At 35.6% G+C, this 18,859-nt stretch carries 11 protein-coding genes; all 11 read right to left on the bottom strand.

From position 1 onward, the window contains the following. Nucleotides 1-119 precede the first annotated feature (119 nt). The 11 genes from ASF10_RS22410 to ASF10_RS22455 all read right to left on the bottom strand — a co-directional run bounded on the left by ASF10_RS22410 (nt 120) and on the right by ASF10_RS22455 (nt 18,788). Nucleotides 120-1,541 carry a hypothetical protein gene (locus ASF10_RS22410; RefSeq protein WP_056254528.1) on the bottom strand — a complete coding sequence of 474 codons (1,422 nt, stop codon included), beginning with the start codon at nt 1,539-1,541 and terminating at the stop codon, nt 120-122. A gap of 166 nt (nt 1,542-1,707) precedes the next feature. Further along, nucleotides 1,708-4,452, bottom strand: coding sequence for a glycoside hydrolase family 78 protein (locus tag ASF10_RS22415; protein ID WP_056254531.1), 2,745 nt, complete (start codon nt 4,450-4,452; stop codon nt 1,708-1,710). A 290-nt stretch (nt 4,453-4,742) separates the two neighbouring features. Beyond that, nucleotides 4,743-6,608, bottom strand: a complete 1,866-nt coding sequence (locus ASF10_RS22420) for a six-hairpin glycosidase (protein WP_056254534.1) — start codon at nt 6,606-6,608, stop codon at nt 4,743-4,745. Between the two features lie 149 nt (nt 6,609-6,757). Continuing rightward, nucleotides 6,758-7,675, bottom strand: a complete 918-nt coding sequence (locus tag ASF10_RS22425) for a glycoside hydrolase family 43 protein (protein WP_056254537.1) — start codon at nt 7,673-7,675, stop codon at nt 6,758-6,760. A 55-nt stretch (nt 7,676-7,730) separates the two neighbouring features. Beyond that, on the bottom strand, nt 7,731-9,299 hold the full coding sequence (locus tag ASF10_RS22430; RefSeq protein WP_056254540.1) for a glycoside hydrolase family 28 protein: 1,569 nt from the start codon (nt 9,297-9,299) through the stop codon (nt 7,731-7,733). 153 nt (nt 9,300-9,452) lie between these two features. Next, nucleotides 9,453-10,850, bottom strand: coding sequence for a glycoside hydrolase family 140 protein (locus ASF10_RS22435; RefSeq protein WP_056254543.1), 1,398 nt, complete (start codon nt 10,848-10,850; stop codon nt 9,453-9,455). 175 nt (nt 10,851-11,025) lie between these two features. Next, a complete protein-coding gene (locus ASF10_RS22440) occupies nt 11,026-14,181 on the bottom strand; it encodes a DUF6298 domain-containing protein (protein ID WP_056254545.1) in 3,156 nt (1,051 codons plus the stop codon). Between the two features lie 249 nt (nt 14,182-14,430). Then, nucleotides 14,431-15,072: a thrombospondin type 3 repeat-containing protein gene (locus tag ASF10_RS24600; RefSeq protein WP_241775002.1), complete on the bottom strand. Its 642-nt coding sequence runs from the start codon at nt 15,070-15,072 to the stop codon at nt 14,431-14,433. Nucleotides 15,073-15,075: 3 nt separating this feature from the next. Beyond that, a complete protein-coding gene (locus tag ASF10_RS24605) occupies nt 15,076-16,089 on the bottom strand; it encodes a polysaccharide lyase family 1 protein (protein ID WP_241775003.1) in 1,014 nt (337 codons plus the stop codon). A 197-nt stretch (nt 16,090-16,286) separates the two neighbouring features. Further along, nucleotides 16,287-16,958, bottom strand: coding sequence for a DUF3826 domain-containing protein (locus ASF10_RS22450; protein WP_056254548.1), 672 nt, complete (start codon nt 16,956-16,958; stop codon nt 16,287-16,289). 126 nt (nt 16,959-17,084) lie between these two features. Beyond that, the gene (locus ASF10_RS22455) at nt 17,085-18,788 is read right to left on the bottom strand and encodes a hypothetical protein (protein WP_056254550.1); all 1,704 of its coding nucleotides are present in this window, start codon (nt 18,786-18,788) and stop codon (nt 17,085-17,087) included. Between the last annotated feature and the right edge of the window lie 71 nt (nt 18,789-18,859).

Genomic DNA, 18,859 nt, shown 5'->3' on the forward strand with positions numbered 1-18,859 from the left:
TCACGAATTCACGAATTAACTCTAATTTATCTTTGTGTTTAATTTCTCGAATTTATTTTATCAATCATTCTAATCTGTGGCAAAAGTTAATTCGTGAATTCGTGGCTATCTTTTACATCTTATTTCTTAACCTCGTAAATCTTATTATTCTTCTCCCCAAACATTTCATATAATTTGTTGATGTCTTTCAATGCATTTTTAGGCAAATTTTCAGCTTTATTCCCAAACACATATAATTTATCATAAGGCTCAATTACACAAGTCGATTCGTCGATTTCACCTTTATCATTTTTTACTTTATTCAAATCCAAGCCTAAATATTTGGCCATAAAAGGATATAAAGCCATACGTTTCGAGATTCCGAAATCATGTCCTTCTTTTGCAAAATGAGCATTTTCGACTAAATCTTTTTTTCCGTACAATTCATAAGTTCTCTGGATAAAAGGAAACTCCAATTCCGGAACTGCAAGCGTCCAGTCTTTTCCGTCAGAAACTATTAATTGTGGTTTTGGCGCCATCATCGCTGAGATTTCTGCATTGTTTGTTCCGTTTCCGCAAAGGTGAATTCCGCGTCCGCTTTCGCAAGGACAACCACCGGAGAAATGCGAAGAAACCATTACAACCGGAGCCGAAACTGTGATTCGGTCGTCTAAAGCTGCCAAAAACATCGTATGCGATCCGCCGCCGGAACCTCCTGTTACGCCAACTCTCGAAACATCAGCATTTTTGGTTGTTGCCAAATAATCTAATAATCGAATTCCGCTTAAAACCTGAACCGTTGACGCAATACTGTTTCTGTGCGTTTCTTCCGGAAACTGAAGCAATGATTCTCCCCACGCAAACAAATCGTAACTGACTACAATTGCGCCCATTTTTGCCATCATTGCGCAACGATATTGCTCGTCTTTTCTATATCTTCCGTCACCAAAATGTCCGTCGGGCGTTAAGATTATCGATGCTTTTTTGTTTAAAGGATATGGTTTATAAATCGATCCTGTAACATAAACTCCAGGCAGAATTTCTAAGCCAATATTTTCAATACTGTAATCTTTATAAATTCTTTTTGGCGTTAAAATAGGTTTTGATTTTGGCATTGGCGGTGCTTTGTCCAAACCAAAAGAAGTTATCATACAGGCTTTAATCTCTTTTTTTCGCGTTTCCCATTCTGCTACATTTGAATATAAAGTCACCAAATAATCCAAACGCTCTTTTCCTTTATCAACTGAAACTTTATGATTTTCATATTTTCTAATGATATAAGTTCCGTCTGGTTGTTTGAAATACATTAATTCAAACGGAGCCAAAATATTAGTCAAAGAAATTGCGAGATTTCCGGGTTCAATTCTCCAATCCGCGTAATCTAATTCTTTTCCTTTTAATAAACCTCTGTCGTCGTTAATTGTAACATGAAAAGCGGTTTCGATTTTTTTTAAGGTTTCCGAAACTGGTTTTCTGAAATTTTCATCAGAAGTTATTTGTGCATTTGAAACAGTCAATGCAAAAAATGAAATTGCTATATATATGTGTTTTATTTTCATCATTTTATTTTTATTAAACTAAGCTAAAATTGAACGCGGATGACACAGATTCGCTAAAGCGAAAACGCGGATAAAAACGGATTTTTTTATTTTTACTTTTGATAAAAACTAATTTTAAAAATCCGTTTTTATCCGCGTTTTTACGAAGTAAATCCGTGTCATCTGCGTACTATATCTCGCATTCAATTGTATATTTCCCTGATCCTAAATTTAAATTTTTAGTTATTTTTCCATTCACTTTTATCTCTGAATTCTTTGCAACTGGCAATTTTATTGTTGCTGATGTATTCACGGGAATCTCTACTTTCAGAATCAATTTTCCGTCTTTTTTCTCCCAAGCCGAAGCGATATTTCCATAAATAGATTGGTAAGTTGCTTTTACAAAAGTCATATCTCCCACAATTTCCGGCTGAATAAAGAAATGTTTGAAACCCGGATTTTTATCATCCGGAACAATTCCGGCAAGACTTTGGTAAAACCATTCTTCGATTTGTCCCATCATAAAATGATTCCATGAGTTTCCTTTTGTTGGATCCCATTGTTCCGTTAAAGTGGTCAAGCCAAATTTGATCTGAAAACCATAACCCGGCGCATCATAATGATTGTTCATTTTGTACATCATTTCGTTTTCGCCATTTCTTGCCAAAGCCTGAAACAAATAGCGGTTTCCAACATCACCTGTTGTTAATCGGTCACCTTTTGCTTTTATATCTGCCAATAAATTATCCATTACAGCCGCTTTATATTGCGGTTCTACAATGTCCATAAAAATGGGAACAGCATTACTAAACTGACTTTTGGTTCCGTATTGTTTGGTTTCCGGATTAAAAAATTCTTTGTTAAAAGCTGTTTTTATATCAGCAGTTAACGTTTCATATTTCGAAATATCTTCTGTTTTGTTGAGTAATTTCGCTGCTTTTGATACTAAATTTGCTGCATAAAAATAATGAGAAGTTGCTGAAAGTGCAATCGGACTATTTTTCGAATATCCAGCTGCGTGTGTTCCATAATCATACCAATCGCCTAAACCGTGAGACACAATATTATTGGTTGCTTTTGTGCCTAAATAATCGACATATTTTTTCATTACAGGATAATATTTTTCGATTAATGAAGCATCGCCGTAATATTGATAATACATCCAGGGTAAAATAACTCCGGTTACGCCCCATTCTGGAGAATCTGTAAAATCTCCTCCAAAAACCACATATTCAGGAACTATGGTCGGGATTAATCCGTTTTCTCTTTGTGAATCTGAGATGTTTTGCATCGTTGCCGGAATAAAACTTTCCAGATTATAATTAAACATTAATCCGGGTCCGTTTAGGTGTATTTCTTCGAGCCAGCCTAATTTTTCGCGTTGCGGACAATCTGTAAAAACACTTTGGAAATTACTTTTTATCGAGTTGTTAATCAATTCGTGTGTTTTATTGAAAATTACATTCGAAGATTCAAAAGTTCCTGCTTCTCCAGCCGAATTATAAATAAAATTTGATTTTAAATCTATCAATGTTGGCAGATTTTTATCTTTGGTTTCTTTATAATTTATATTCTCAATCTGCACATATTGAAATCCGTAGTAACTAAATTTTGGCTGCCATTCTTCTACGCCTTCGCCTTTTAAAGTATAGTCGTAATAATACGGTTTTCCGGATCTTCCCTGTCCAATGGTACCGTCATCATTTAAACCTTCGCCAACCCAAACGCGAATTGTCTGGCCTTTTTTTCCTTTTACTTTTATGGTGGTAAATCCCGAAAGATTTTGTCCCATATTAAAAACAAAAAAATTAGGTTTCAGTTCTTTTACTGCTGCAACATTATAGTGTTTCTGAATGGTAATTGGTGGCGCAGTTTGGGCTCTTAAAATTCCTTTTGGTGCTTCCTGAACTACGACTTTTTTCCAATTCGAATCATTAAATCCTTTCGAATCCCAGCCTTTTTGTTCCAGATTAGCATTGTAATCTTCTCCTCCAAAAATGCTGTTGTACGTAATTGGACTTTTGCTGTATTTCCAGCTCTCATCAGATTTTATAATTTCTTCTGAACCATCTTTATAAATTACTTTCATTTTAAAAAATAAAGTTGGCGGACCAAAACTCACAAAAAACTTAGTATATCTTTCGGCAAGTGTATTGTACATTCCGTTTCCTAAAAGAACGCCAATAACATTTTCGCCGTTTTTTAGTTGCTTTCCAGATAATTCATAAGTATTATAATTAACCGTTTTATCGTAATCTGTCCATAAAGGGGCAAACTCGCTGTTGCCTATTTTCTTTCCATTAATCGTTAATTCATAATGTCCTAAACCCGAAATATAAACAACCGCTTCTTTGATTTCTTTTTTAAGCGAAAATGGTTTACGAAGCATAATACTTCTGCGCGACAACGAATCTGAAGCATTTATTATGGCATCTTTTTTCTCTCTTTTATAAGTCGCCGAATGATAATTTCTACCTTCCGGCAAATGACTATCTGCTTTTGTAATGGCTCCAATCCAAATTGGATTTAACGCTGATTCTAAAGGTGTAATTATAAAAGAAGCTATTTTGCTCCATTTCGAAATTTTATAATTCTGATCCCAAACTTTTACTTTCCAGAAATATTTGGTTTCACTTTTTAATGGGCTTCCGCCGAAATTTATTTGAAGATTTTTATCTGAGTTTACTCTTCTGCTATCCCAAACATCTGCTTCGTCTTTTTTTAATTTTTCTTCAGAAGAAGCAACTAAAACCTGATATGCTGTTTGATAGATATTTGATTCATTTGAAACCAATTGCCAACTTAGTCTTGGCTGATTTTGAATTACAGCCAGTGGATTTTCTGTCATTTCGCAGGTTAGATGCACGACAGAAATTTGTCCATTAGAAACTAATGTTATTAAAAAGAGGAACAATATATATTTTAATTTCTTCATTTCTTTGTGTTGAGATTTGAACGCGGATGAAACAGATTTACTTCGTAAAGACGCTGATAAAAACGGATTTTTTTTCTTTATCCTTTTTTATAATTTGCCTCCTGCTTTAGCTGGAGGAACAAAAATCTATTAACTATATTGGCTTTAGCCAAACTTATTAATTTGGCTAAAACCATACAATATTTCTATTTTTACAACATCCAGCTAAAGCTGGACGCTATTCAAAAAAGGAAAATCCGTTTTTATCCGCGTCTTCGCTTTAGCGAATCCGTATCATCCGCGTTCTATTTTTATAACTTTTTCGTAATCAACGATTGAATATTAAATACGGCTTCGGGAATTAATTTTCCTGTTTGAGGCAAATCATCATAATCCTCTGTATCTGGTTCCGTATCCGGGTTTGGTGAATATCTTTGTTCGCCTGTACGGAACATAATTCGCTCAAAACCATCTACCGGAGCATAAAATATTCTGGTTGATTCTTTTTCGTCGTTTACTTTTATCGTGTACGAACGAGTTTTAACGTTTAGTTTTATTGTCACTTTATATTCTTTTCCTGCTTCGTATTTTGCGATTGTATTAAAACGAGCTCCGGTTTTTGTTTTTAGTTGTCCGTCAGCATCAAAAGTCAATCTTACGGCAGGTAATCCTTGCTTATTTTGAAATTCTACTTGCAATAAACCATGATTATTTTGTTCTGGTTTAACGGTAAAAGTTACTTCCATTTTTTCGGCAAACGGAATAACACGTTCGGCACGAGAATAATCAAAAAAGTCCTGATCTCTTAAAGTCAGCCATTTTTTACCATCAGTTTTCTTTTCTATTTTGGTAGATGCCCAAGACAAATTATAGGTATTCCATAATTTTAATTCTTGTCCGTCAGGAAGTTCGTTAAAAATATCATTTGCATCATCTGTAACTTTAGAAACCACCGGAACAGGAATCGACGCTACCCAAATATCTTCTTTGTTTACACTGTAACTTACCCAAAGTTTTCCGTCAGGCGGAATTCCGTCACCTTCTGAGATTCCGCGAACATATTGCGGACCGGCAGATTTATAGTTTCCACCATAACGCATTGGACTTATTTCGCCATGAACCAATAATAAATCTTTGTAATTTAATCCATCATCACTTGTTGAAATTGCCAGTGGCCAGCGATATTCTGACGGATTATAAACGGTTGCATAACGATTATCGGATGTTTTTTGTCCCCAGATTTTAGCGTTGCTGTTTACAAAACCGGGAGCACGAACGGGCATATATTCCCATGATTTTCCGCCGTCTTTACTGATTGAAGTTAAGGCGTGTTTCCATAAACCTACTACATTTCCGTTTGGTAAATGATAGGAACTTAGTGCTTTGTACGGCTTTTTGAGAGGAATTAATTCGTCATCGCGATCTGCTTCTTCAACCCATTGCTGTAAAATCAAAGGATCTGAAAGGATTTCTTCGCAGGCTTTTTTAAAACCTTTGTCTTTTGCCTGTGTATAAAATGGAAAAGATGACTTTGATTTATCCCACGATTTATTATATCTGATGAAATAGATTTCACCAAAACTTCCGTCTTTTTTGATTTCCCGAATTACGCGTCCAATTCCTTTTCCGTCGTTTGGATCGTCTTTTTCATCCATTGCAATTCCGTAATACGCTAAAGCAAAAAGTCGTTTGTCTTTTGAAGTATAAAAGCCCATTCTTTGGTGCATAATCGCATCCAGATTTTTAGCAATTCCTTCTACGCCTTCTTTTTTCCATCCGTCAGGAATGTGATAAATAGGGAAAATTACTTTTGGCATTTTCCAGGTTTCACCATCTTTTGAAGTCATAATCAAGGTCTGACTCGGCGGAATATGTTCTCCTGCGGGATCACTTAAATACTGCAAATAAAAAGTATCATTCCAATAAGCCATTGTAGGCTGATGATTGTAAGTCCAGCCAAAACCATCTGCTTTTTCAGGATGTTCACGGCTTGCACGCATGATTTGAGTAGCATGAACGCCAATTGCCGGACTTAATTGCCCGTGGTGATAATCGACATTAGAAAGTGTTTTACCAACATAACGCACGGTATCATTCTGTGCATTTACAGCGCTACAAACCAATAGAATTGTTGCTGTAATTAATAGGTTGGTTTTTATGTTTTGGAAAGCAATCATTATTTTATTTTTTGATGTTTTTTAGTTAAACCCGACAGGTTTTAAAAACCTGTCGGGTTTGCGTTGAAAACAAATTCAATATTTATTTATTTTTTCACAGATTTAAATGATTTTTTTAATTTTTAATCTGTGTGAATCTGTGGCTATATTTATTTCTTTTCTATTAATCCTTTTAGAACTTCTTTAGAGATTGTAGTAATTGTTCCGTGTTTGTGTCCTTCGGGAAGGCTTATTTTTGAGGAAACATCTTCAAAATTCACAAAATCTGATGTGCTTAAGGCTTTATAATTTTTTGAGCCGTAATTGTCATAATACAACAGCCATTTTTTACCCACTTTTACTACTGTTGGTCCTTCTGATAAATATTCTGTCAATGGTTCTGAACTTTTAGTAAATGGTCCTAAAGGCGATTTCCCAAAAGCTACTTTTATATTACGCATTGGTCTTGTATTATCTTTTAAAACCAAAACATAGTCTTTTTTTCCTTTTTTTACAATCACACAATCAATGACGCTGAAACCTGGTTCATAATATAACTTTGTGTCTGAGAAGGTTTTGAAATCTTTTGTGATTACATAATACATTCTGTGATTGTTTTTCTCTTCTTCTGCTCCTTTTTCAAATCGAAACGGAATTGTAGATGCCCAAATAATAATGTATTCTTTTTTGACATCATCATAAAAAATTTCCGGTGCCCAAACGTTTACGACTTCGGGTTCGTTTTTCATTACGGGAATATATTCTTGTTTCGACCAATGCAATAAATCTTTAGAACTGGCATATCCAAAACCGTTTCCACCTTTCCAATCTGTTGTCCAAACCATGTGATACGTTCCGTCTGCACCTTTTGTAATAGAGGGATCGCGCATGATTTTGCTTGCGCCAATTTCCGGTTTCAAAAATGATCCTTCAAGACCTTTCCAGTTGTAGCCGTCTTCGCTATAAGCCAGATACAAACCTTCTGTCGCAGGTTCTCTAAACGACGTAAAAAGATATATGTCTTTCTTTTTCTGCGAATAAGAAATCGCAAAAACAAAAAGGATTATGATGATGAATGTTTTTTTCATGTTGTATTCTCTTTAATCTTTCAAAGTTTAAAACGTACAGATGTCTCACCAATTTTTATTCTGAAATTGCTTTTTTATCCAGGTCTTTTCCTTTTTTTACGATTGTATTTACGTTATTGAATACATTGTTTTTTAAGAAAATATTTTTCGTTTCTTTTCCGTCTGCTTCAATAAAAATATCTGTTGCATTAAACGGAAAATTATTGTTGATCATCATATTCGAAACATTATCTAACTTGATAACGGGAATTCCTTTTACTGGCGTTGACGAACCAACGTTGTCTAAAATGATATTTTTTGAATCTGATATTTTGAAAGAAGAACCAATCGTTGCATTTACTTTTACATCATGAAATTCAACGTCTGTTACCGTGTTTACTGTAAAGCCTTCTTTTCCGTCCATATTGATATTCGAGAAAGAAATGTTTTGAATCGGCATTTCTGTAATACCCAGAATTTGTCCTGCTTTGTTTACATTCGAACCCGTAATATTACTCATATGAATATTTCTGAAAATAGGGGTTTTCTCCGTTACGGGTTCTACTTTTGTATCTTTATCATAAAAAAGGCTCAATACAATTGCTTCTTCTTTTATGTTTTTCATTACAATATTATCGACGCGAATATCTTCTACAACTCCGCCACGACCACGAGCTGCTTTTATACGGATTCCGCGATCTGTTCCGTCAAAAACACAATTTGAAATCGTTACTTTTTTGATTCCGCCAGACATTTCACTTCCAATAACAACACCGCCGTGACCGCTTAGCATCGTGCAGTTTGTAATCGTAACATTTTCTGTTGGTCTTGCATATTTACGACCATCTTCGTCTCTACCGGATTTTATGGTAATACAATCATCGCCAACGCTAATATGGCAATCTGAAATATGAACATTTTTACAAGATGAAGGGTTAATTCCGTCTGTATTTGGCGAATGCGGATTAAAAATCGTGATTCCGGTAACGGTTACATTATCGCAGAATTCAGGATTTATGGTCCAAAAAGGAGAATTTTGAAACGTTACGCCTTCAATCAAAATATTTTTACAGCCATAAGCCTGAAAGAAAGAAGGTCTGAAAAACTTTTTATCGATTGTTCTTTTGTAATAATCAGAATATACGATTCCCTGATTTTGTTCGTCCCACATTTTTTGATATTTCGTTAACGGAATTGGTCCTTTTGCAGTTTCGATTCGGTACACTTCATTCCACCATGCTTTTCCTTGTCCGTCGATTACACCTCTGCCTTTTATGGTAATATTCTCAGCATCTTTTGCATAAAATAACGGCGAAAAAGATTTCATTACTAATCCTTCATAACGCATTTCTACATATGGCAGATAATCATCAAAATTGTCTGAAAATTTTAAAAGCGCTCCCGAATCCAAATGAATCGTAATGTTACTTTTTAGTTTTAAAGCTCCGGTTAGATATTCACCGGCAGGGAAAAAAATTGTTCCTCCGCCGTTTTTAGATGCTTTTTCAATGGCATTCTGAATGGCTTCGGTACATTTTATGCCTTTGTTGTTTCCGCCTTCGTTTAGGATATTTAGCCAGCCATCGTTTGCGAAAGCAGTGTTGAGTCCGGTTATGAAGAAGAGTATGATTAGTATGTTTTTCATAGTTGTGTTGTTTTATTTCTCGCAGATTGTGCGGTTTTTTTTATCGTCATTTTTTGTCATTGCGAGGAACGAAGCAACCTCACTAAACATAAGACCCAAAGTTTTATTTTGTAAATGCGGTTGCTTCGTTCCTCGCAATGACATACTTTGTGGTTACTTCGATCTTAAAATCAGTACCCAGTCATTACCATCTTTTTTATCTCCTGACGGCTGAAATTCCTGAACTCCTTTATTAGGTACAATTCCAATCTTTGTTTCTTTTCCATTTCTTGGATTATACCAACTTGCGTTTACTTCATTACCTGAGATTTTTGCCATATTTACGGTTATTTTTCTACCGTTGTAAGTATAAATTAAAGCGTAATTTGTTCCTCGTGTTGCAATTTGATAATCGTATTTTTCTCCTTGATTAGCGATTAAAGATTGATCCGGAACTCTGTCTAAATAAGGAAAAGTCAACATCAATTTCTTAATATAAACCATTTGTTTTGCTCCTGGTGCATTAATGGCATTTGTCCACAATTCTTTGTTTCCGTAAGCTGGTTTATCGCCTTTTCTAAACATTTGCATTACGGCGCTATGTCCGTAAGTATATCCGGCTGCTCCTGCAAAAACCGACCAATATCCGTAGCGTCTTACGTCATTATCTGTCCATTTTGGTTGTAATGTGTCGTGTAAACCATGCGGAATCCCTTCGTATGAAGGTTCGCCGTCAAGTGTTGGTTTTGTTGGTTTTAAAGTTAAATCTCTTTGAACAAATTTGTAATTGTCTTCTTTGAAAGAATTTTTTAATGTATCCTGATCGTATCTTCTGTGACCGGATTGAAACATATTAAAATCTAACCAGGCTGCATTGTGATAATTCTCTGAAGAATCTGTTCTCCCAAAAGGATGAAATGTCACTAACTGATCTGGATTGTTTGTTTTTAAAGTGTTTCCAATCGCGTTCCAGATATCTGTAAACTCGTTTCCGTGCGTATCTCCTCCGTTTAACCAGATAATATTGGTTTTGTTTTTATAGCGATTTGCTAAAAACTTAGCATATTCTGTAGCTTGTTCTTTGTTTACTTTATTTCCTTTTGAAACATTTGTTCCCCAAACCGGAACCATCGCAACGTAAATTCCGTTTTTCTGAGCCACATCTAAAGTATAATCTACGTGATCCCAATAATCATATTCGGTTGGATTTTTGAAATTATTTCCGGCTGTTATTAATGGTTTAGAAACATCTTCGTTAATCAAAGCCATATCTCCGTAAACATTTGTAACATTCAAAGTATGCAAAACCATAACCTGAACAACGTTGAATCCCTTTTCTTTTCTGTCTTTAAAATATTTATCAACGCCTGCTCTGTCTAATTTCCCGAAGGTTAACCAACCTGTATCGCCCAACCAAAAGAATGGTTTTTCATCTCCGGTTACGAAATAATGTTGGTTTTTTGAAACTTTAAGCTGAGGCAAATTTGTTTTGGCAGATTGCGAAAATCCATTTTGCGCTGTAAACAAGAAGCTTATTAAAATGGCGTATAAATATTTAATTTTCAGATTCATTTTGGGTTGTCTTTGAATTTATGTTTTTGTTTTTTTGCTACGAATTACACTAATTTTTACTAATTTTCTTTCTCTGCTTTATCTAAATTGTTTCACACATATTAAAAAGATTTTGCAGATTATTTTAAAAATTAAAATTCATGCTAATTTGTGAAATTCGTGGCAAACCTTTTTCTTACTTCTTCACTACAAAAAGTGCTTTTTCTTTTATTTCAGTTTGCGGAATTATGACCTGTTTTCCTCCGCTAATATTTGCTTTTTTTGTCAAAGTTCCTGTTGTTGTATTAATTTCATATACTTCGAAAATTCCTTTGTAATCTGATAAATCGATCGATATTTCCTGAGACTTTTTAGCATAAAAAAGATAGCTTTTTCCTTTATTTTCCAGTTTCCAAAGATTATCTGAAAACGTATTTCCGTCAACCAGTTTCATTTCGCTTAAAGCGGAATAAAATACGGGAAGTTCAATTTTAGGAATATTAGGCAAAGAAGCTCCCGCCATTAATACCGGCCATCCAAATCTTGAAGATCCGTCTGTTGAATATAAAATCACTTTTTCCGGATATTTTTCTTTGTATTCACGAACAGCGCGATATACCTGATCGTCAGTTTCTTTTCCGGTTTTTAGTTTTCTGGCGTGTTGCCTTGGCGCTAAATTAACTCCGCCTTGTGGTGCATAAGCGGTTCCGTCTTCTTTATAATACCAATATCTGATGTCGATTAAATCAACTGTTTTTATTCTTTTTGCATCTTTTAAAATCGCATCCTGAACATCTTTTGTAGCGCTTAAACCAATGATTCCGTTTTTATGGGTTTCATCTTTCCATTTTTGGGCTTCATCGAGCCAAAATTCCATAAAGTGAAGCGGACCGGTATATTCGGCACTTGTTAACTGAATTACGTTGCTGTTTTCCTGAAAATTTTCTAACGACTTTCTGATAAAACCCTGATGTAATTTTCTTCTTTCGGCATTTGTAATATCATAAAATTGTTCTGCCATAAAAATACGTTTATCGCCTGCATAAGGCGGTGGCTCCGGAAAACCTGTATTGTTTATATTGTTTGCTGAACGCCAGGGAGAACTCGCCCAATGCGCTCCGGCTTCTAGAATATTATGCTGAAAATATTGCTGATTGATTAACAATTGTCCGTTTGGTTCTGCCAGTTCTGCAAAACGAGCCAGACGATTCCAATACCAATCGTTGTATTTTGTTAAATCGTATTTGCTCAAATGATCCCATGCAAAATCTTGTCCGCTTCTGGCGAAAGGCTGTTCGTAAAACGGAGGCCAGACATCGTCATCAATGCGGCGAACGCGTTCGTGATCGTCCATTCTGCGGTCGTACCAAAGTCCGTAATTATGTTCAAGGGCAACTATATTGTTGGTTGTTAGATAATCTACGGTTTCTTCGACTTTATCTGTAAGTCCGTTTCCGCTTCTTCCCGGAACAAATCTGGTAATATGTGGTGAAGATTTTTTTACATCATTGTCTAAAAGACTTCCGCGCCACCACGCTACATTGGTTTTTTTTCCGGCAATTAGTTTTCCTTCAAAAGTTAATAATCCGTTTTCGATTTTTACTTTCGAATTGTTTTTTGATGTTTTATTTTGATCGTTATTCTTTAAATCATTGGCGTTTTTTAAGCCTGAATTATTGCTGTTAATTGAATTTGATTTTGAAACTTCTGCAATCCATTCCGGTAAACTTTTTGCAGTTGTCGCTGAATTTTTAGTCAATTCTGCTGCAACTTCAACACTCGGACTCGAAGAGGGTTCTGAACCTAAATCATAAATAAAAGACTGAAAAGGAAGTTTGCCTAATCTGGTTTCTAATTGTGCATAAAACAAACTTCTTGGACTAATATGACCGTTTACGTCTTTCCAATGTCCGTTTCCTGCAAATTGTCCCCAAACTCCAAACGCCCAGTTTTGCGCTGTTGGCGGACTGTAACATTCTATTTTTGAAGCTGATGATTCCCAGATTACAGAGTTTGCCGCTGTCCAGCCTGCTCCTCTTCCGTTTTGTTCTCTATTATTGTAGCTTAAAGCTTTTCCGTCGATATTGACAATGTCGAATAAAACTCCGGTTGTCCAACTTCCTATAGCTCCACTATTTTCAAAAGGCAAATGTGATTCGCATTGTAAAAATACATTTGGTCCGGTTGCTCCAAATCCTCCAACAGCGAAATCATGATATCCAAATTCTGAATAACAACGCTGAAATAAGGTTTGCTGTCCTTCGGTATAAAAAGTATGTCTTCTAAAGGATGCTATTTCAGAAATTGGTTCTGTTGCGATACAATCTTCAACTGTAATTTGTTGTGATGTTTTTAAAACGGAAACTGCTCCACCTGCAAAATGTTTAAAGTTGACTTGTTTTACCCACGCATTTCTGGCATTTTCAATACTTATGGCTTGCCAGCGATGTTCTTCATCTTTTAAATTTGAAGGATTATAAGTCGATTTTATCAAAATATTTTCGATTCCGATATGTTCGATTCTTCCCAACCAGGAATAAACAGTTACTTTTGAAGTTCCAAAAATATCATCAAGAGACATTGTTAATGGAGCATTTAAGGTAACTTCATTTCCGTCGATTTTGGTTACAACTCTGTTCCAGGTCATATCCCAATCGCCTTTTTTCCAGCCAATCCAGGATGTTTCTCCTCCAAAATCCTGCATGTTTAATGCTTTGATAAAATTATCCGTTAAAGGTTTACTGATTTCGATTTCATCAGAAACTTTTAATTTTGACGCATTTTTCAATTGAATTTTCTGCGTTCCAAGTGGTGTATATGCTGAATTAAATTCGAAAGAATCTTTATATACTTTATCAGCAACACCCAAAACACGAATTAGGGCTTCTCTTTCTAATCCGGTTCCTAAAAGTATAGTTCCGTTTTCTGAATTTCCGCTTCCTCTTAAAACAACGCCTGATTTTTTGATGTATAAAGTTCCGCTGATTTTAAAAGTCCCTTTGTCTAAAAGCACGGCTCCGCGAAAACCTGATTTGTCCGGTTTTAAATTACTCACATAATCAATTGCGTTTTGTATTTTTTGAGTGGCATCTTCTTCTTGTTTGGAAACAAAAATTTTATTATCAATATTCGGAATTGCTACTTCTGAGTTTCTATATCCGGCAAAAGAAAAATCAGGGATTTGATTTCCTGCATTATCGGTTGTAAAAGAAAGTTTTCCTTCTTTTGTTTTTATAATATCAGGGGAATTATTTTGCGCTGTGATGTTAATACTTAAAAGCATTACAAAACCAGACAAAATAATTTTATCTTTTTTAAGGGAGATTATATTTTTTAGTTGGGACAAATTCACCTTATTATTTTTTAAACTTTAAAATTAAACTTAATCAGTTATTTACTTTTCTAGCTTATAATTTACATTCCTAATTTCTACAATCTTGTCATTTCGACGAAGGAGAAATCTTCGTTAGTAGCTCCGCATGCTTGATAATCTTTGTAGAGTTTCTTGCGAAGATTTCTCCTTCGTCGAAATGACAGACTTTGAGCTTATTTTAATTTTAGAATTTAGATTTTTCTATTCTCTTTATTCTGTCTTCTAAATTTACTGTAATAATTCTTTAACTAATGTATCCGTATTATTTTCTTGTTTCGTCCAGTCTGTTTTAGATTTTGGATCAATTCCGTTAAAATACTTTTCGATATTGGTATATCCGTCTCCATTTGAATCTTTATTGGCATCTGAAGCGTCGTTTGGATTTAGTCCGTTTTTCTTTTCCCAAGCATCCGGAATTCCGTCATTATCTGAGTCTTTATAGGCTTTTCCTTTGTATTGAGGATAACCGCCCACCTGATCCGGATGTGTAATGATTCCTTTTTTATAAGAATCTGCGGGTAATCTTCTTTTTATATATGCTGCGCCTATGGCATTTTCTAATCCGTCTTTAGATTCAATTTTTCCGGTGCGGACTTGTTTGATAATTCTTTCGTCTACAATATCTCTTTTTGGCAAAGTGGCACCAACATTATTCAGTACAAATTCATAGGCTTCTTCTGCTGACATGATGGTGATCTTTGGCATAGAAAAAGGCTTTGACTGTTTGATTAATTCCAGATACGATTTGGTTTCTGCTTCCGGAAGATCTTCTAATTGTACACCGCCGTTCCAGTTATCTGCTGTAACTTCCGGAGATCCCTGAATATAATTTCCTGCAACATAAGCTCTTCCATATGTTTTGGGTGTCATATATCATGATTCCGGTTTTAGGATTCTGTATCTAATTGGCTGATCTGTTGGTGTAATTGGTCCGGGTTTAAAATAATTATTGATGATGTTAAACATCGAACGATAATCTCCTCCGTCAAGTGAACGATTCCACCAATTGAAGATGACGTTATTTACAAAATTAAAATCGCCATACATGCCTATAGAAGCGTTTCTGGAGATATTATCTGCCCATAGATTACGCATGAAAGTGCTGTTTAATCCGCCAATTGTACTTCCAAAAGCATGATTGTAGGTATCTAAACCTTCAGATGAAATAGTATTTTGAATCGTAATATTACAAGCTGGTAATTTCTCCAATTTTGATTTGTCATTGGCTTGAAACTGGTGTCTGTATAAGGATATATTTTCGTCTAATCCCCAACTTACAGAACAGTGGTCCACGATAATATTCCCAATTGGGTTTCCGCCCAATGCATCGTCTCTTCTAGTTACTTCTGTTGCACCTCTGCGAAAACGCATATGTCTGATGATTACATCGTGTGTATCGATTTCAAGGGTTTCGCCTGCAATACAAATTCCGTCACCCGGAGCCGTTTGTCCGGCAATGGTAACGTAAGGTGCACGCATGCTGATTCTCTTTTTTAACTGAATAATTCCGGAAACGTTAAACACAATTGTTCTTGCTCCAACGGCTTCACAAGCTTCGCGAAAAGTTCCTTTTCCGCTGTCTTCTAAACTGGTTACTACAAATATTTTTCCACCTCTTCCTCCTTGTGTAAAAGCTCCGCCTCCTTCAGCACCAGGGAAAGCAGGAATATCTGCCCAGACAAAATCCTTAGGATAAGATGCCCAGGGTAAATAAGGTTTTCCTTGTTTTGCTTCGGCCTGAATAATACTATAATTGGCTGTCCAAATTTCGTTTAAACGCTTTTCTTCATCTGCCAAAAGTGTATCGGCTTTTTCCTGAAGCGGTTTCGGAATCTGTGGATATTGTGCATATGCTGATGAAAAAACAGAGCACAACGAAAAGATCATTATGGTTCTTTTTAGAAGTGTATTGGAGGAACTATTTTGCATGGGAATTATGAATTTTCGATTGAAAAATAATAGGATTTTAACTTTTTGTCATTTCGACGAAGGAGAAATCACACACGGAGCTCAACAAAGATTCGCAAATTTCTATACGGAATCTCTTGTGTGATTTCTCCTTCGTCGAAATGACAATATTGTATTTATTTATTACCTTTTTCCTTTTCTCGTTCTTCAAGGCGTTTATGCCAGTCGGCGCTTTCTTTGTTTAGATCGTAACCTTCTTTAGATAAATAGTTATTGATTCTTCCTTTGTATTTTCCAAACCAACCGTGTTTTTCTTTAGAAGATCCGCCGTCCATTGCATGTTCTCTGGCTTCGACTAAAGCTTTATAAATATATTCTTTTTGTGCAGCGGTCAAATTAGGCAGCATGTCGTTGTAACCTGCAACCGTAATTGGCAAAACACCATAAGTCATTCCGTCTTTTACTTCTGTAATTTTATCTTCGGTGAGTTGTTTTCCTAATTTTTTAAGATAGGTTTTGTGCAGTTTATCAATAGATTGATCTGCCTTTGATTTTAGCCTATCAATGCTTTCGTTTTGCTTTTCTTTAGCTAAACTGGTGTCTTCTTTAATTTTTTTGATTTCGGCATCTCTTCCATCCTGAATTTCGCTTAAATCTCTAAATTGTTGTGCAACGATATCAATAACTGCTTTTTCTTTCTCGGGATTTTTCAATCCTAATTTTTCAACAATTTTGGTGGCTCTTTCGTTGGTTACTTTTATATATTCCGGATCTAAATGCTGTTGTGCGATACTGGTAAAAAATACCAAAAGCATCATCAAAACACTTGCTTTTTTTATTGACTTCATTTTAATAAAATTATGAATTACAATGCTGTTTTTTTTTAAAATCTGCCAGATCTACAAAATCTGTTTGCTAATTTTTTCTCGCAGGTTTAGCAGATTTGGCAGACTTTTTTTTGAATTATTTCTAAACTATTCTTGTAGAGATTTTGTTAATGTCTCGTGATTGTTGGATAGATCTTTCCAGTCTGTTTTTTGGTTTGGATCTGTTCCGTTTAGGTATTCTTCGATATTCGAATATCCGTCGTTATCTGAATCTAATTTTGCATCAGAAGCATCATTTGGATTTAATCCGTGTTTTTTCTCCCATTTGTCCGGAAGTCCGTCTTTGTCTGTATCTGTATAAGGTTTTCCTTTGTATTCTGGGTATCCGCCAACTTGCGAAATATCCGTAATGATACCTTGTTTATAAGAATCCATAGGTAAACGTCTGTGTTCGAACTGGTAGAATGTTTTTTTCTCTAATCCTTTTGCATATTCAGGAACTCCTGTTTTTACTGTTCTTACGATTCTTTCGTCTACTTTATCTCTGATTGGTAAAGTTGCACCAACATTTTTAAGTACAAAATCATACGATTCCTGTGCACTCATAAATTTATTGAACCAAGGCATTGGAAATGGTCTGTCGCTTTTCATTTTAGCAAAATAATCTTTGGCATCGTCATAAGTCATTAACTCGCCTTTTTTATTTTCGATCTGAATTCCGCCGTCCCAGTTGTCTTTTGTTACTTTATCGTTGTTGTTTACTACGTTTCCGTTTACGTAAGCTCTACCAAAAACCATGTAAGGCAATTTGCTTCTTCCTGATTCCGGTTTTAAGATTCTATAACTTATAGGCTGCGTTAAATCTGTAACGGGTCCCGGTTTGTAAAAGTTATTGATAATGTTGTAGTTGGCGGTATAATCTCCACCATCTGTTGATCTGTTGTACCAGTTGAAAACAACGTTGTTTACGAAATTAAAAATTCCGTTCCATCCAATTGAAGGATTTCTACCGGCATTATTTGCCCACATGTTTCTAACAAAAGCACAATTTTCTCCTCCCAAAGTACTTCCAAATGCGTGGTTGTAGGTATCTAAAGCTTCACCAAATAAACTGTTTTGGATTGTGATGTTTACCGTTGGTTTCTTTTCGTCCGGATATCCTGCACCGGGACTGTACATATGTCTGTATATTGACATGTTTTCGTCTAATCCCCAAGTGGCAGAAACGTGATCGATCATGATATTTCCAACAGGATTTCCTCCAATGGCATCATCACGACGGCCTACGAAAGTTTCTCCACGGCGAAAACGCATATGCCTGATAATTACATCATGTGTATCGATCCAAACGGATTCTCCTGCAATACAAATTCCGTCTCCGGGAGCCGTTTGTCCTGCAATTGTAATGTAAGGTGCGCGAATGATTAGCGGACTTTTGATTTTGATAATTCCGGCAACATTAAATACTACTATTCTTGCTCCTCCTTTTTCGCAGGCTTCACGTAAGGTTCCGGGTCCTCTGTCTTCGAGACTTGTAACGGTATATACGTTTCCGCCACGACCTCCGTAAGTGTACATTCCTCCACCTTCGGCTCCGGGAAATGCAGGGATTTCTGCCTGAGGTAAATCGTTTGGTCTTGATGCCCACGGAATATATGGTTTTCCGTGTCTGGCTTCTTCTTCGATAATAACAAGGGCTTTTTCCCAGGCTTCATCAGAAAGTTTTGATGCTTCTTCTTTAATTGCTTTTTCTTGTGCCTGAACTTCAGCACTTAGCTTTGGATATTGAGCGAAACACTCGAAATTTCCCACGACAACCAGAAATAGAATAAATAATACGGAATTTTTCATGTTAATTTGTAATTATGGTAATTCTTTTTAAACAAATCACCTGTATTTTTAGAAATACAGGTGATTGCTTT

Origin of the sequence: Flavobacterium sp. Leaf82 (genome assembly GCF_001422725.1) — a bacterium.
Classification (GTDB): Bacteria; Bacteroidota; Bacteroidia; order Flavobacteriales; family Flavobacteriaceae; genus Flavobacterium.

Coding starts and splice junctions, on each gene's coding strand:
- ASF10_RS22410 (WP_056254528.1), bottom strand. CDS start 1,541: ATGATGAAAATAAAACACATATATATAGCAATTTCATTTTTTGCATTG.
- ASF10_RS22415 (WP_056254531.1), bottom strand. CDS start 4,452: ATGAAGAAATTAAAATATATATTGTTCCTCTTTTTAATAACATTAGTT.
- ASF10_RS22420 (WP_056254534.1), bottom strand. CDS start 6,608: ATGATTGCTTTCCAAAACATAAAAACCAACCTATTAATTACAGCAACA.
- ASF10_RS22425 (WP_056254537.1), bottom strand. CDS start 7,675: ATGAAAAAAACATTCATCATCATAATCCTTTTTGTTTTTGCGATTTCT.
- ASF10_RS22430 (WP_056254540.1), bottom strand. CDS start 9,299: ATGAAAAACATACTAATCATACTCTTCTTCATAACCGGACTCAACACT.
- ASF10_RS22435 (WP_056254543.1), bottom strand. CDS start 10,850: ATGAATCTGAAAATTAAATATTTATACGCCATTTTAATAAGCTTCTTG.
- ASF10_RS24600 (WP_241775002.1), bottom strand. CDS start 15,072: ATGACACCCAAAACATATGGAAGAGCTTATGTTGCAGGAAATTATATT.
- ASF10_RS24605 (WP_241775003.1), bottom strand. CDS start 16,089: ATGATCTTTTCGTTGTGCTCTGTTTTTTCATCAGCATATGCACAATAT.
- ASF10_RS22450 (WP_056254548.1), bottom strand. CDS start 16,958: ATGAAGTCAATAAAAAAAGCAAGTGTTTTGATGATGCTTTTGGTATTT.
- ASF10_RS22455 (WP_056254550.1), bottom strand. CDS start 18,788: ATGAAAAATTCCGTATTATTTATTCTATTTCTGGTTGTCGTGGGAAAT.